Source organism: Pyxidicoccus xibeiensis (assembly GCF_024198175.1).
In the GTDB taxonomy this organism is placed as follows: Bacteria; Myxococcota; Myxococcia; order Myxococcales; family Myxococcaceae; genus Myxococcus; species Myxococcus xibeiensis.
The window spans coordinates 293471-308608 of the sequence record NZ_JAJVKV010000004.1 but is presented as its reverse complement, the minus strand read 5'-3'; the positions used below and the strand labels follow the sequence as shown (position 1 = coordinate 308608).

Below are 15138 nucleotides of genomic sequence, written 5' to 3'. Positions count from 1 at the left end.
CAATCCACTCTGGTATCGAAGGGTTGGCGAGGCTCTCGGCGCTCCACTGTACAGCTCCCGCCACCGGAGTGAGCCGGCGGGGTGGGGTGGGCTAGGCTCCGCGGCGTCAGCGTCAACGCCGTGCCGAGGAACTTCCCGTGCGTCATGCCCTGTCCTGCCTGCTGCTGATTCCCCTTCTCGTAGCCGCCACGCCCCGCGCGGAGCCGTACTCCTTCCAGGGCGTCGAGCGCATCGTCGCCGTGGGAGATGTCCACGGGGACGTGGGGGCCTTGCGCGACGTGCTGAAGCTGGCGGGGCTCGTGGATGCCCAGGGCCACTGGACGGGCGGCAAGGCGCACCTGGTGCAGACCGGAGACATCCCGGACCGGGGCGACCAGACGCGCGAGGCCTACGAGCTGCTCATGCGCCTGGAGGTCGAGGCGCGCAAGGCAGGGGGCCGGGTCCACGCCCTGCTGGGCAACCACGAGGTGATGAACATGATGGGCGACCTGCGCTATGTCGCCCCGGGCGAGCGGGCCTCGTTCGCGGACCAGAGCCCCGTGCCCGATGCGCCGGGCGCGGCCCCGGGAACGCAGGGACTCCAGGCTGCCTACGGGCCCGAGGGGCGCTATGGCCGCTGGCTGCGCACGCACGCCGCCGTCGTGCGCATCAACGACACCCTCTTCCTGCACGGGGGACTTGCCCCGGACCTGCCGGAGACGACGCTGGAGGGCCTCAACCGCTGGGTGCGGCAGGACCTGACACCGGGCCAGCCTCCTGGAGGCGCCTCGGCCCGGAACGGACCGCTGTGGTTCCGTGGCTACGCGCTGGAAGACGAGGCCACGTGGGAGGCCGGACTCACGAAGGTGCTGGACCTGCTGGGCGCGAAGCGGATGGTGATGGGGCACACGACGACGCAGGACGGGCGCGTCCACCTGCGCTTCGGAGGGCGGGCGGTGTTCATCGACACGGGCCTGAGCGCGGGGTACGGCCGCCACCTGGCGGCGCTGGAGATTCGGGGCAACCGGCTCACCGCCCTGTATCCCGAGGGCCGCGTGCCCCTGCTCGTTCCCAAGGCCCCTGCGTCGAGTCCCTCCGTCCAGGCGCCCGCCACGTCGCCGCGCGAGGCCATCTCCCGCTGAAGGTCACGCGAGGGGAGGGAGACCCGGTGACGCCGAACACGTCACGGGCGACCCTTGTCCAGCAGGGGGCCCGACGAGATGTCCGCTGCCACCCCACTGCCGCGTGCGCAGGGTGGAAACCCCGGCGGTTGCCCCGCGAGCGCGAATCGGGTCAGGGTGCGGCCTCCCGACGCGGCCACCGCGTCAACGGAGGCTTCACACGTGTCGCGTCTCACCCTTCGAGTTCCGCGTCTGACCCGCTCCACCTTCCGTTTGATGGGGTGGGCCTTGCTGCCCTGGCTCGCCGTGCAGGGCTGCGCGACGACACCGCCCCCCGGATTCGTGACCACTGGCATCTCGGCCCACGATGCTCTCCCGTTCAGCCACCATGCTCGCGGGGCGCAGGCCCAGACGACGAAGGTCTCGAATGAGGTTTTCCCCAGCGGCATGCGACTGGTGGTGCGCGAGGCCCCCGGCCCGGGAAAAGTGACGCTGGTCGTGTCCTACCGCGTCGGGGCGACGGACGAGCCCGAGGGCAAGGAGGGACTGGCCGCGCTGGCTGCCAACCTGACGCGGCAGGCGCGCCCTGGCGGCGCGCGCAATCCGACAGTGGATGAGTTGCTGGAGGCCTCGGGTGTGACGTTGCACCACTTGACCACCCACGACAGCACGGAGCTCGGGGGCACCCTGGGAACGGCACGGTTCTCCGAGTTGGTGGCGCTGGAGGCGCAGAGGATGTCCGACCCGCTGGCGAACATCACGGAGGAAGACTTTCGTCAGGTGCGCGCTCGGCAGGCGGACGCGGTGTGGGTGGGCAACGCGAACCAGGACAAGAAGCCCTCGGTCCGGTGGATCCAGGAGAAGCTGTTGGTAGGGCATGCCTACGGCCACCCGGCGGAGGGGACGCCCGAGTCCATTAACCACATCACCTTGGAGGACGTGCGCGCCTTCGTGAAGGCGAACTACACCCCGGCCCATGCGGTGGTGGTGGTGTCCGGCTCCATTCCCTTGGAGGAAGCGAAGTCAGAGGTGATGAAGACCTTCTCGGGACTGATGGGTGTGGACAGCGACGTGAAGACACCTCCCGTCACACGCACGCCGCCGTCAGCGCCCCGGGACCCGCCCGACGGCGCGCCCATGGTGGTTGTGCGCGGCTTCGACAAGGTGCCCCAGCTCCACTTCCTGGTGACGGTGCCTGGCCGGTACTCGGACCAGTACATCGAGGGGCAGGTCGCGATGCGAATCATGAGCCGGTGGATTGGGAAGAGCTTCATGCCGAAGCCGACGAAGCCCCTCGCCAGGACGTCCATCAAGTACAAGACGCTGTACAACGAGATGGATGGGCTGACGGTGATTGGCTGCAACGTGAGCCTGAAGGAAGGCACGGGCGAAGCAGAAGCGAGGGAACTGGTCGCCGCCGCGCTGGAAGAGCTCGACGCGGTCGCCGAGACGGTGGTCAAGGAGCTGCTGGCGGGGGACCACGGCCCGAGTTACGGCTTCAAGATGGAGCATGGATTGGGGCCGAGCATCCGCCACGGCCCCACTTCGCTCCGGCGCCACGCGATGAACACGGACCCCCACTGGCTGGTGCGCTCGCTTCCAGCCGCGGAGATTGCGCGGCAGGTGCGCGCCACCGGCCGGGTGGATGTCATTCGGCACAGGGAGGAGCAGCTGACCCGAGCACTCACTCACGACGTGCTGAAACCCTACCTGCACCAGCACCTCCGCGCCGAGCGCGTCCGCACGCTGCTCCTGCTCCCCTGAGCGCGCTGGGCCAGCAGGTCTCCGCCCGGGCCACCAGCTCGCCCGCGGAGGGAAGGTCCGCGGCCAGCTCGGACAGGGCCTCCTTGGGCTGCGGGGCACGCCGGGCCACCTTGCGCCGAAGATTGAGGGCTGTGTGGAGCCTGTGAGGGGGCGCCTGCGTCGCACGCTGTCAGATCGACGGCCAGCAGGTTGCCTCCGGAGCGGTGAACGCGGCGAACTCGTGCGAGCAGTGCCTGCCGGAGACATCCGTGACCACGTGGACGCAACGGGTGGACGGAACGCAATGCAGCTCGGGACAGGTCTGCTCGGCTGGCGTGTGCGGCCCGAAGTGCTTCATCGGCGGAATCCTCTACGCCGAGGACGACACGCAGTCCGCGGCGTTCCCGGTGACCCGCGGCACGTATCACGTCTACGAGCTCGCGGTGGATGCGGCGAAGGTGGCGACGGTGAGCATCGACGGCGTCGCGAAGCTCACGCGGAACAACTTCACGGCGAACGGCAGCATCGCCAGCGGCGACCAGACCAACGACGCGAACGTCGATGGTGCGATGCGGATCAACTCTGTCGAGCGGCTCTGTCCCTGAGGCAGGCGGCCTGGGGCGGGGAGGTGGCGTCGGCGGGTGCCAGCAACGCTGTGTGTGGCGCTGGTCGGCGAGACGCTGACGGACAGGGGCCTCGGAGAATGCGGTCGCGGAGCGGGGCGCTCGCGCGTCACGGGAGGCTCCGTTGGACTTGCGCACCGGATGCTATTGCAGCGCTCTTGAATAAAGCGGGTGGACGGGCGTCGGAAGCGCATCCACCACCGCAATGGTGGGGGAGCACTCCGTTTCTCCGCGCAAGGTCACCGCGATGAACACTCGCATGCTCTGGAAGCTCGCCTCGCTGTCGCTCGTGCTCTCCTCCTCCTCCGCCCTGGCTGACAGCAGCTGGCGCAATGATGGATTCCGGCGGAAGAACGTCGACTACGAGGCGCAGGAGCGGGCCGCGGAGGACCGGGGACTGTCCTTCGGGCTTCGTGCCGGGTACGGAGCGCCCTTCGGCAAGTTCGGCTCGATGGGTGGCTCCTTCGGTGGAGACGTGGGTGACTCCGTCTCCGGTGTCATCCCCTTGCAGGTCGATGCGGGGTACTTCTTCAACTCGAACCTCTACCTGGGCGCGTCCTTCCAGTACGGACTGGGCTCACTCAAGGAGGACTGCCCGGAGGGCGCGAGCTGCAGCGCGCGTCAGCTTCGCTTCGGCGTCAACCTGTCCTATCACTTCCAGCCGGGCGAGACGCTCCAGCCCTGGGTGGGGCTGGGCGTGGGTTATGAAGCCCTCGACCTGGGCGTCTCCACGAGTGAGGGTCCGCTGGCCGCCAAGGTGACGACCTCGATCCAGGGCTTCGAGTTCGCCTCCTTCCAGGGCGGTTTCGACTACCGGGTGAACAAGCTGTTCTCCGTGGGCCCCTTCGTCACGCTCACGGCGGGGCAATACGCCACCGTCAACAGCAGCATCGAGGTCGACGGCGAGGGCGGCTTCCTGGAGGACACCGAGGAGTCTGACGACATCAGGAAGAAGGAGCTCCACGCATGGCTCCAGGGCGGCGTGCGGCTGCAGGTTCGCTTCTAGCTTCCCAGGCGCCCGCCACGGCGCCGCGCGAGGCCATCTCCCGCTGAAGACGTCACGACACTGCTCCAGCATCGGGGTTGCAGGTCCCGGCTCACCCCAAGTGGCGTCGCGCTGCCCGCCCGCCCGGAGTCCACTCAGGCTGGCACCGTGCGCGCGGCCAATACTCTCGATTTAATTCGGCTTAATCCCACGGCTCCGGCGAGTGCCCCGACACTCTCCCCAGGTCGATGCACGACCACATCGAGGGGGGCGAGTCCCGCTCGCGAGGAGACGCATGAAAGCCGAACATCTCGTTTGTCGATGGGCCCTGGTCACCCTGGCCCTCGGGCTGGGGGCCTGCCAGCCCACGGAAGATGCACCCGAGTCGGACGATGCGCTGGCGGAGCAATCACAGTCGCAAGCCTCCGCCGCCGCCATGCGCCAGCGCTCGGACCTCATCAAGTCCGTGCTGGCCGCGGACCCCAACGTCGACAACCCGCTGCTGTGGGCCGGCATCGCCAACACGGAGACGGGCATGGCCTTCTGTTACGGCGAGCACTCTCCTTATGAGTGTCCCGGGCCCAACTCCCCGGACTGCAACGGTCCCATCCTGGCGGGCTACTGGGATGGAAATGGTAACTGCAGCCTCCAACTGGGAGGCCTCGGAATGTTCCAGTTCGACGCACCCGGCACCTACAGCGACACGCTGGCCGAGTATGGCACTGGCATCCTGACGCAACAGGGGAGCGCGACGCGCGCGGTGAAGCTCGTCCTCGACAAGGCCTGGGCCTCCGACTTCACGCCTGTGTTCGCGTCGCGCCAGGACATGTACAACTGGATAAACAACATCCGGGTGGGCGGGCCGACGTGGGACAACTGGCTCGGGTTTCTCGCCCACCACTACAACGGCGAGAACTGGGGTTCGAGTGACTGGGCCCTCGCCAAGACGAAGTACGACACCAACACCCGCGCCATGCTCAACCTGTACGGCGAGAGCTACTGGTACGGCACCACCCCGCCGCCGCCGCCGCCTCCTCCTCCCGGGCAGTGCAGTCCCGAGGGGGGCCTGTTCTGCGGGAACAACGGCGTGCCGGGCGACCCGAACTTCCTCTACGTGTGCAAGGGCGGCATCCCCGTCGTGAAGCAGGTGTGCGCCAATGGCTGCAACCGCGCGCCCGCGGGCCAGGCGGACTCGTGCCTGGCTGGGAGCAGTGCGCCGAAGACGTGCTCGTGCGCCGGCGGCGCGTACAAGAATGGCAAACCCATTCCGCAGTGGCTCACCTACTGTGGCTTCCGCACCTGCGGCTCGGACAACAACCTCTATGAGTGCCGGACGGGCAACCAGTGGGCAAACACGGGTGTGACGTGTGGCGGCTCGTGCTCCTGCGCGAACGGCGCGCACCTCAACGGCACGCAGATCAGCGCGGCCGACACGTCGTGCCACATGGAGGTGTGCGGAGGCGGAAACACCTTCTACGAGTGCGTGGGCACGTCCTGGTCCGCGGTCTCGGGCTCCTCCTGCCGGATGAACTGAGAAGGAGCCAGGACATGAACAGCCATCTTTTCCGTCAGACGGCGTGTGCCCTGCTGGTGCTGGGGCTGGCCGCGTGCAGCGAGGCAGGTCCGGAAGAAGTCCCCCCCGTGGAGGAGCTCTCGCAGGTGGAGCAGGACGCGACGTGTGCCTGCGCCGACGGCCTGTACCACAACCGGACGCCCATCCCCGTGAGCTCCACCTACTGCGGCTTCCGCGTCTGTGGCGTCGGGAACGTCAACTTCGAGTGCACCTCGGCCGGCTGGGTCCAGGTGGCCGGGTCGAGCTGTGGCAGCGGACAGTGCCGCTGCTCGGGCGGCGCGGATGACCAGGGGCGCCCCATCGACCCCAACGTCACCGAGTGCGGCTTCCGCGTGTGCGGCGGCGACAAGCAGTACTACACCTGTGGCACGGGAGGCTGGACGTCCACGGGCGTCAGCTGCAGCTCGACGGACACGGGCGGCAATCCGATGTGCCTGGCGAGCGCGCCCGGGGCCTACTGCGGCAATGACAACATGGCCAACGCGGTGGCCTCGACGCTGTACCAGTGCCCGGGCGCCAACCGGGCACCGACGTCCTCGCAACCGTGCCCCCAGGGTTGCGTGGTGGCACCGGCGGGAACGGCGGACTACTGCGCGGCGGGGCCCCAGAGCTACCGGCTGCCCTGGCCGCGCACCACGTCCATGTACCTGACGCAGGACTGCAATGACCCTTGCTGCAATGACCATGTCGGCGCGGACAAGTACGCGTGGGACTTCGCCATCGCGGGCAGCACGGGCTTCCCGGTGGTCGCCGCGCGCGGCGGTACGGTGACGCACCTCAAGATGAACAGCACGTACGGCTGCGGCTCCTCGGGCTGCGCGAGCCATGCCAACGTCATCGTCGTCGACCATGGGGATGGCACCCAGTCCACCTACCTGCACCTGAAGGGCGGCTCGCTCGCCGCGGGGGTGACCTGCGGAGGCAGGGTGACCCAGGGGCAGCCCCTGGCGACGGCGGGCAGCACGGGATGGTCCATTGGCGGCGACCACCTGCACTTCGAGGTGAGCCGCGTGCACACGGGCGCCCCCACGTGCGAGTGCGGCCCCACGGGACAGGGCTGCGCCACCAACTACGTGCCCTGGGCCAACTTCTGGCCGAGCACGACGTACCCGACGGTGGCCATCCAGTTCGAGGAGTGGCCGGCGGCCAGCACGTGCGCCGACCGCGGCGGGCCGATGCCCACGTCACGCAACTGAGGCGCGGTGGGAGCTGAAGCAACGAGGGGCCCGCTCCAGCAGCCAGGGAGCGGGCTCGCTGTGTTGGCAAGCCAATCCTTTCCGTGCCTTTGGAAGTTTTCGCATCCAATGGGTTTGCGCATACGCTCGCGCCATCCCCCCCTGACCGGGAGCAGACATGCCCGTCGTGGAATCCCGCATCGACACCGTGACGCTCTACCAGCAGGGCGCGCGGGTGACACGACTGCTGACGCTGGACTGCCCCGAGGGCCGCGCGCCCGGGGAGCTCGAAATCCCCCGGCTGCCGCTGGCGCTGTTCGACCCCACGGTGCGAGTGCGGGTGCTGTCCACCGGCGGCGCGGACCTCACGGCCACGAACGTGCGCGTGGGCCTCTGGCTGCCGCCTCGCGAGGCACCCCTGGAGACGGTGGACCAGGCCGCCCTGCGCACGCTGCGGCAGCAGGTGAGGACGGCGGAGAGCCACATCCGCCAGCGCCAGTGGGAGCTGAACGTCTTCGGCGGCATCACCGTGCCCCCGCGCCCGAAACCCGAGGAGGGCAAGCCTCCACCGCCCTCACCCCTGGGCGCGCGCATGGCGCTGGAGCAGTTCTCCCATGACGGGGCCCAGGTCCGGCTCGCGGAGGTGCGCACCCTGGGCGAGCAGCTCCGCAAGCTGCGAGAGGAGGTGGCCGTCCTCGAGCAGCGGCTGGCCCAGGCCTCCACCGCGCGGCAGGTGACGGCCGGAGACCTCTACAAGTCCGTGCACGTACAGCTGCGCCACGTGGGGGCCGCGCTCTCCCGCGCGAGCCTCTCCGTGGAGTACTTCGTCCCCGGCGCGCGCTGGGCGCCCAGCTACCAGTGCCGCCTGACGCGGGACTGCCGGCAGGTGGAGCTGGTGATGCGCGCCCTCATCGGCCAGCACTCCGGCGAGGACTGGAGCGGGGTGAAGCTGGTGCTCTCCACCGCGGCCCCGCTGAGCTGGACGGAGCTGCCGGAGCTGTCCTCCATCCGCATCGGCCGCGCCCAGCCCCCGCCCCCCGCGCGCGCGGGCTTCCGGCCGCCGCCGCAGGGCGCCGCCTCGCTCTTCTCCGACTTCGACCGGGACCAGCAGGTGCTGCTGCGCGGGCTGCCCACGCCCTCACCCTTCCTGCTTCCCGCCCTCAACGCGCCCATGGACCTGGAGACCCTGGAGCCGCCCGTTCCGCCGGAGGAGGACGCCCTCATGATGAGCGAGGCCGCTGACGACGACGCCGTCATGGAGCGGAGGTCCGCCCCCTCGATGAAGTCCTACGCGCAGCGGGATGAGGTGCTGGTCGAGGAGTCCGATGCAGAGCTCTCCGCTTCCCTGGCCCCTCGTGCTGCCGCGCCCAGGTCCCTCATGCCCGCCTCCGCCGGGGCGCCCATGCGCCGCAAGGAGCTGTCCAGGAAGGCGGACCGGGGCGGGCCGGCTCAGGGGGCTGGCGACGGGCCCACGCAGGCCGGCCTGGAGGCGGTGGTCTTCACGCACCTGCGGCTCGCTCCCGCTTCGGACCGGGGGCACCGCAACCGGCTCCAGCCCATGGACGCGCGCCGCTTCTACCTGGAGACGCTGGCGCGCTTCCAGGTGGAGGTGACGTTCGACGTCATGGCGGCGGTCGCCGGGGCGGAGGCGCGCGCCCAGGCCATGGCCTCCACGCCGCTGCCCGGCGGCACCACCGACGTGAGGAACGCCTCCAGCCGCTTCGACTTCAGCTACACGGCGGAAGCCACCGTGGACGTCCCCTCGGATGGCGTCTTCCACTCCGTGGCGCTGGGCGCGCGCACCGGTGACGCCAGCGTCCTCTACGTGGCCGTGCCGCGCGAGGACTCGAACGTCTACCGGCAGGCCGAGGTGCAGAACCCGCTGCCCGCCCCCATGCTGGCCGGCCCCGCCGAGGTGTACGTGGGCGGCGAGTACGTGCTGTCCACCACGCTGCCCACCGTGGCCCCCCGTGGCAACTTCAAGCTGGGCCTGGGCGTGGAGCAGTCCATCCGCTGCGCGCGCAACACCCGCTTCCGCGAGCAGCGCAGCGGCTCCAAGATCGTGGCGACGACGGAGCTGTGGCACGACCTCACCATCGAGCTGGCCAACAACCTGGACCGGGACATCACCTGCGAGGTCCGCGAGCGCATTCCCCAGCCCGCGCCCGACGCGGAGGTGGTGGTGGAGGAGGGCGCCGTCACCCCGGCGTGGGAGCCCTACACGCAGCAGGAGCGCGGTGCCAAGGCGCTGGAGGGCGGGCGGCGCTGGCGCCTCACCGTGCCGGCCAACCACACCCAGCAGCTCTCCGCGCAGTACGTGGTGAAGCTGTATGCCAACAACGAGCTCGAGGGCGGCAACCGCCGCGAGGCCTGACATGAGCACGGAGACTCAGACGCAGGGCGTGGAGCGCCAGGAGCCCCCGCTGCCCACCGGGGCCACGCGGCTGGACGCGCCGGTGCGCGGCGTGACGCTGCTGGAGGACCGGGCCCAGGTGACGCGCCAGGGCACCGTGCGCGTGCGCGCCGGGCAGAACCGCGTCGTGCTCACGGGCATCGCGCCCGTGCTGCAGGACGTGTCCCTGCGCGCCGAGGTGCTCTCCGGCCCCGCGCGCGTGGCGGACGCCCGCCTCCGCCGGGCCCTTCGCATCCGCACCGCGGACAAGCCGGAGGCGGCCCGCCTGCTGGAAGAGCGGCTGAGCGCCCTGCAGCGCGAGTACGGGCAGGTGCTCGAGGACCAGGCGCGCAACAGGCTTCGCTTCGAGCGCGTGGGCAACATGCTGGAGCTGGGCGTCGGCGAAATCCCCGAGGACGCCGGCTGGGGCATGGGCACCGCGGCCCAGTGGCAGGACACCTTCGACGCGATGTTCCGCCGGGCCCGCCAGCTGCGCGAGGAGGCGCTCCAGGCCAGCTTCACGATGGAGCGCCTGTCGGACGAACTGGCCGCGGTGGCGCGCCAGCGGCAGGCGATGGACCGCGTGGACCACCAGGTGGTGTCCTGGCTGGAGGCGGACCTGCTGGCCAGCGCCGACGGCGAGGTGGAGGTCCGCATCGACTACGTGGTGCCCAATGCCATGTGGCGGCCGCTGCACACCGCGCGACTGGTGGAGGGCGGACAGGTGCGCGTCACCTCGTCCGCCGCGGTGTGGCAGGACACGGGCGAGGACTGGAAGGACGTGGACCTGCGGTTCTCCACGGCGCGCTCCTCGCTGGGAATCGAGCCGCCGCTGCTGGGCGACGACCTGCTCACCGTGAAGAAGAAGCACGAGACGGTGCTGGTGCAGGCGCGCCAGGTGGCGGTGCAGAAGGCCGGGCTGGGCAGTGCCCCCGCGAAGGGCTCGACGCCGTCCACCGTGGACCTGCCGGGCGTGGACGACGGCGGTGAGACGCGCAACCTGAGGGCCCCCGGCAAGAGCACCGTCCCCTCGGACGGGCGGCCCAACGTCGTGCCGCTCTTCACCTTCGAGGACGCGGCCCGCTCGGAGCTGGTGGCCTTCCCGGAGCTGGAGCCCAAGGCCTTCCTGCGGGCCGTGGCGCGCAACACCTCCGCCAGCCCGGTGCTGGCGGGCCCGGTGGAGCTGCTGCGCGACAACGGCTTCGTGGGCTGGACGCAGACGCTGTTCGTGGCGCCCCAGGAGAAGTTCGAGCTGAGCTTCGGCCCGGACGACGCCATCCGCATCCAGCGCGAGGACAAGAAGCACCGCGAGGAGGTGGACCCGGTGAGCAAGTGGACCGAGCACACGCTGCACCGGCTCATCTACCTGTCCAACCTGTCCGGCGACGCGCGCACCGTCACCGTCACCGAGCGCATCCCCGTGGCGGAAATCGAGCACGTGAAGGTGGTGCTGGACACGAAGAAGACCACCGGCGAGCCCGTGCTGGATGAGAACGGCTTCGTCACCTGGAAGGTGGAGCTGCCCGCCAACGGGCACACCACGCTCCACCTGTGGTTCAGGATGTCGATGGCACCGGGCGTGCAGCTCAGCTGAGGGCCCGGCGCCCTGCGCGCGACCGTCTCAGGCGAAGTAGCCGCTCTCCCGCAGGTCCGTCAGGAGCCCGGCGCCTTGCGGATTCCATCCCAGTGCGCCGCGGGTGAGCGCGCTGGAGACGGGGTTGTCGACGCCGATGAACCCCGCCAGCCAGCCGAAATGCGCGGCCGCCTCCTCCCGGGAGAGGCTGCGCACCGGGACACCGAGTCCCTCTCCGATGACGCTGGCAAGCGCATGTATCGGCAGGCCTTCCTCGGCCACGCCATGCAGGCGTGTCCCCGGGGCGGCGCGCTCGAGCGCCAGACGGAAGAGGCGTGCGGCGTCCAGCCGGTGGACCGCCGGCCACCGGTTCGCGCCATCGGCGACGAAAGCCGAGACGCCCGTGCGGCGCGCGACCTGGATGAGCATGGGCACGAAGCCGTGGTCGCCCGCGCCGTGGACCGAGGGCGGCAGCCGCACGACGCTGGACCGCACCCCACGCCCCGCGGCCGCGAGCACCCTGTCCTCCGCTGTCGCCCGTGCTCCGAGCGGGTTGTCTGGCGAGGGGGCGTCCTGCTCCGTGCCGATGCGGCCGGGAGCGAGGAGCGCGGTGCCGGAGGTCGAGACGAAGGGCTTGCCCGAGCCCTCCAGCGCGCCCGCCAGCGCCGCGATGGCGCCGCGGTCCGTCTCGGCGGCCGTCGCATAGGCGGAGAAGTCGTGGACGAAGGCCAGGTGGATGACGCCGTCGCACGCCCGGGCGCCCGCGGCGAGGCTCTCCAGGTCCGACAGCTCACCGCGATGGACCCCGGCTCCCTGCCGTGTCAGGGCGCCGGCCGCCGCGTCGCTGCGCGCCAGCCCGAGCACCTCATGCCCGGCGGCAAGCAACTCACTCACGACTGCTGTACCAATGAAGCCCGTCGCTCCCGTCACGAAAACGCGCATGCCGACCTCCTCGTTGTTCGCGGAGGGATATGCTCCGTTGTACCGGAGCGAAAAAGCCGGGGGCGTATACGGGTATGACGACCAACACCCTGCCGGAGGCGAGCTTGACGCTGGGGGACTTCCTTCGCGACCGCCGGGAGCGCCTGTCCCCCGGGCCGGGCGCCCGGAGCCGGCGCCGGACGCCGGGACTCCGGCGCGAGGAGGTCGCCACGCGCGCTGGCGTGAGCGTCACCTGGTACACGTGGCTGGAGCAGGGGCGCGGCGGCCCGCCTTCCGAGGAGGTACTCGAGCGGCTCGCCCGCGCGCTGGAGCTGGATGCCGCCGGGCGCGAGGTCCTGTTCCTGCTCGCCCAACAACGGCCCCCGCCGGTGACGCCAGCCCCACCTCCTCCCGTGGCTCCGTCCCTGCAACGCGTGCTGGACGCGCTGACGGCGAGCCCCGCCTTCGTGAAGACGCCGACCTGGGACATCGTGGCGTGGAACGCCGCGGCGGTGGCGGTGTTGAGTGACTACTCCGCGCTCTCGCTCCGTGAGCGCAACGTGCTCCGCCGGCTGTTCTCCGACCCGGACACGCACAAGGCGCTTCCGGATTGGGAGGCGGATGCGCGCTTCGCCGTGGCCTCGTTCCGCGTGGACGTGCTGCGCGCGGGGGAGACCCATGCGGCCGCCGCGCTCGCGGCCGAGCTCCTGGAGACCAGCGCCGACTTTCGCCGTCTCTGGGCCGAGAAGAACCTCCACCACCCCGGCGTCGGCCGGAAGCGCCTGCATCACCCCATCGCCGGCGCGCTCACGCTCGAGTATTCGACCTTCTCCGTCGACAGCGCGGAAGGGCTGGGGATGTTCGTCTACACGCCGGCCACACCAGCCGATGCCCGGGCCATCGACCTGCTGCTGGCGGGTCGGCCAGGGGGACTGGCAAACTCCGTGAATGGCGCCTAGAAGCACGCCCTTCCTTCACGAAAAGGCGCATCCCCCGCATGAATCGAAAGAACGCGCTCGGCACCCTGCTCGCGCTTGGACTGCTGACGACCCTGAGTGCCCAGGCCGAGGTGGTGTTCGCCCAGGCCAACCTCCTGCTCAACAAGAACCAGCTCTCCGCGGTGAACTATCGCGGCAAGGGGCTGTCGCTTCCGGTGGGGACGAAGGTGGAGGTCCTCGAGCGGGACGACGACGAGGTGCGCTGCAAGGTGCTCGGCTCTGGGGCCGAGTTCAGGTTCGTCTCCCACAAGAGCCTGGGAAAGGACGCCTCCGAGATGTTCCCCTTCTTCTTCTCGGCGACGGACCCCGCGGCGCGAATCGCCGCGCTCTCGCCGGAGGAGCAGAAGCAGGTCAAGGCGGGGACGCTCGCCAAGGGCATGTCCCGGGACGCGGTGCTCCTGACGGTGGGACCGCCGCCGCCCCACCGGACGCTGTCGCTCGAGAGCACGACGTGGACCTACTGGAGCTCGAAGTTCTCCACGTTCCAGGTGGTCTTCGATGGTGAGGGCAAGGTCGTCTCGCACGGAGACGAGCCCGCGCCCGCGCCACCTGCCCCCGCGCCGAAGGGCTTCCACTACGCGACAGCGAACTTCCACTTCCAGGACGACACCGTGTCCTGGGTCAACTACCTCAAGGGCCCCATCCTGGCTTTCAACACCCAGGTGGAGGTGCTCGACAAGGGTGGCTCGAAGGTGAAGTTCAAGGTCGTGGAGACGGGCAAGGAGCTCGTGTTCGAGAACGACTCGCGCTCCGGCGCGGACACGTGGGCGCTGTTCCAGGCCTCGTTCGCTCCCGAGGACCAGGCCGCCCGGCTCGCGACGCTGTCGCCGGAGGACCGCAAGAAGGTCTCCGCCTCGGAGGTGGTGCCAGGCATGTCCCGCACGGCCGTCCGCATGGCGTGGGGGCCTCCTCCTCCGCACGAGACGCCGTCCTTCGACTCCACGGTCTGGACCTACTGGAGGAGCAAGACGGCCAAGGTGCGCGTCACGTTCGACAAGGACGACAAGGTCGCCTCCATCGAGTAGCGGCGGGACGCTCCGGTAGGGCCTATACCAAGGTATGGGCTGCTCAATCCCACGTAGAATGGGTTTTGGCGCGGGCTCCCGGCATCTTGAGGCCATCAACGCTTCAGGAGATTCCACCATGCCGCTTCCCACTCCCACGAAGACTGTCATGCTCATCCACGGCGCCTGGCTGACGCCCCTCTCCTGGGAGGCCGTCCGCGCCCGCTACGAAGCCCGGGGCTTCAAGGTGATTGCCCCGGCCTGGCCCTACCTCGACCGCACCGTCGAGGAGCTCCGCGCCAACCTCGACCCGCGCTTCGCGAAGCTGAACCTCGCGGACATCATCAACCACTACGACGCGCTGATCCGCGCCCTGCCGGAGAAGCCCATCCTCATCGGCCACTCGTTCGGCGGCCTCATCGTGCAGGTGCTGCTCGACCGCGGCCTGGGCGCGGCCGGCGTGGCCGTCGACCCGGGGCCCCCGTTCGGTGTCCCCGCGCACCCCAAGGCCGTCTGGACGTCGCGGTCCGTCTTCACGGCGTGGAACGCGTGGAACCGCGCCCTGACCATGAGCTTCGACGGCTTCCGCGCCGGCTTCGCCAACACCCTGCCGGAGTCGGAGATGCGCGCGGCCTACGACAAGTACATCGTCCCCACGCCGGGCCGCATCTTCTTCCAGGCCGTGCTGGGCAAGGGCTCGAAGATTACGACGCCCAACCCGGCGCGCGCGCCCCTGCTGCTCACCGCCGCCGAGTTCGACAACACCATCCCCCTGCCGATGGTGAAGGCGAACGCGAAGAAGCAGGCGAAGTCGCCGTCGAAGACCGAGTTCAAGATGTTCCCGAACCGCTCGCACACCCTGCTCCTCGAGCGCGGCTGGGAAGAGGTGGCCGATTTCATCCTCGACTGGGCCATCGACGCGACCAGGGCCCCCGTGCCCATCGCGGTCGCGAAGGCGGCCGACGTCCAGGCGCCCCGGCTGAACGCGGCGAGCTGACGACAGCGGGACATGACCTCGATTGCGGGCGCTTCCTCACCGTGGCAGGTTGAC

Annotated in this window: 12 protein-coding genes; 11 read left to right on the top strand and 1 reads right to left on the bottom strand. The window is 70.1% G+C overall.

Annotated features, from left to right (window positions below; translation table 11 throughout):
* Nucleotides 1-137 precede the first annotated feature (137 nt).
* From LXT23_RS19090 to LXT23_RS19055, 8 genes are all read left to right on the top strand, one after another.
* Entirely contained in the window at nucleotides 138-1121 is a 984-nt protein-coding gene (locus LXT23_RS19090) for a metallophosphoesterase (protein ID WP_253981634.1), read from the top strand.
* A 426-nt stretch (nucleotides 1122-1547) separates the two neighbouring features.
* Entirely contained in the window at nucleotides 1548-2864 is a 1317-nt protein-coding gene (locus LXT23_RS19085) for a M16 family metallopeptidase (protein WP_253981633.1), read from the top strand.
* A 248-nt stretch (nucleotides 2865-3112) separates the two neighbouring features.
* Complete coding sequence (locus LXT23_RS19080; protein ID WP_253981632.1) at nucleotides 3113-3448, top strand: hypothetical protein; 336 nt, start codon at nucleotides 3113-3115, stop codon at nucleotides 3446-3448.
* Nucleotides 3449-3725: 277 nt separating this feature from the next.
* Nucleotides 3726-4472, top strand: a complete 747-nt coding sequence (locus LXT23_RS19075; RefSeq protein ID WP_253981631.1) for an outer membrane beta-barrel protein — start codon at nucleotides 3726-3728, stop codon at nucleotides 4470-4472.
* Between the two features lie 274 nt (nucleotides 4473-4746).
* Nucleotides 4747-5985, top strand: a complete 1239-nt coding sequence (locus tag LXT23_RS19070) for a hypothetical protein (RefSeq protein WP_253981630.1) — start codon at nucleotides 4747-4749, stop codon at nucleotides 5983-5985.
* A gap of 14 nt (nucleotides 5986-5999) precedes the next feature.
* Nucleotides 6000-7220 (top strand): M23 family metallopeptidase, encoded by a 1221-nt coding sequence (locus LXT23_RS19065; protein WP_253981629.1) that lies wholly within the window; start codon nucleotides 6000-6002, stop codon nucleotides 7218-7220.
* 157 nt (nucleotides 7221-7377) lie between these two features.
* The gene (locus tag LXT23_RS19060; protein ID WP_253981628.1) at nucleotides 7378-9573 is read left to right on the top strand and encodes a mucoidy inhibitor MuiA family protein; all 2196 of its coding nucleotides are present in this window, start codon (nucleotides 7378-7380) and stop codon (nucleotides 9571-9573) included.
* Between the two features lies 1 nt (nucleotide 9574).
* Complete coding sequence (locus LXT23_RS19055; RefSeq protein ID WP_253981627.1) at nucleotides 9575-11185, top strand: mucoidy inhibitor MuiA family protein; 1611 nt, start codon at nucleotides 9575-9577, stop codon at nucleotides 11183-11185.
* Between the two features lie 27 nt (nucleotides 11186-11212).
* Here LXT23_RS19055 and LXT23_RS19050 read toward each other — a convergent pair whose 3' ends face one another.
* Nucleotides 11213-12106 carry an SDR family oxidoreductase gene (locus LXT23_RS19050; protein ID WP_253981626.1) on the bottom strand — a complete coding sequence of 298 codons (894 nt, stop codon included), beginning with the start codon at nucleotides 12104-12106 and terminating at the stop codon, nucleotides 11213-11215.
* A gap of 74 nt (nucleotides 12107-12180) precedes the next feature.
* Here LXT23_RS19050 and LXT23_RS19045 point away from each other — a divergent pair, with 74 nt between their 5' ends.
* From LXT23_RS19045 to LXT23_RS19035, 3 genes are all read left to right on the top strand, one after another.
* A complete protein-coding gene (locus tag LXT23_RS19045; RefSeq protein ID WP_253981625.1) occupies nucleotides 12181-13044 on the top strand; it encodes a helix-turn-helix transcriptional regulator in 864 nt (287 codons plus the stop codon).
* A gap of 38 nt (nucleotides 13045-13082) precedes the next feature.
* Complete coding sequence (locus LXT23_RS19040) at nucleotides 13083-14108, top strand: outer membrane protein assembly factor BamE (RefSeq protein WP_253981624.1); 1026 nt, start codon at nucleotides 13083-13085, stop codon at nucleotides 14106-14108.
* A gap of 118 nt (nucleotides 14109-14226) precedes the next feature.
* Nucleotides 14227-15084 carry an alpha/beta hydrolase gene (locus LXT23_RS19035; RefSeq protein ID WP_253981623.1) on the top strand — a complete coding sequence of 286 codons (858 nt, stop codon included), beginning with the start codon at nucleotides 14227-14229 and terminating at the stop codon, nucleotides 15082-15084.
* Nucleotides 15085-15138 lie beyond the last annotated feature (54 nt).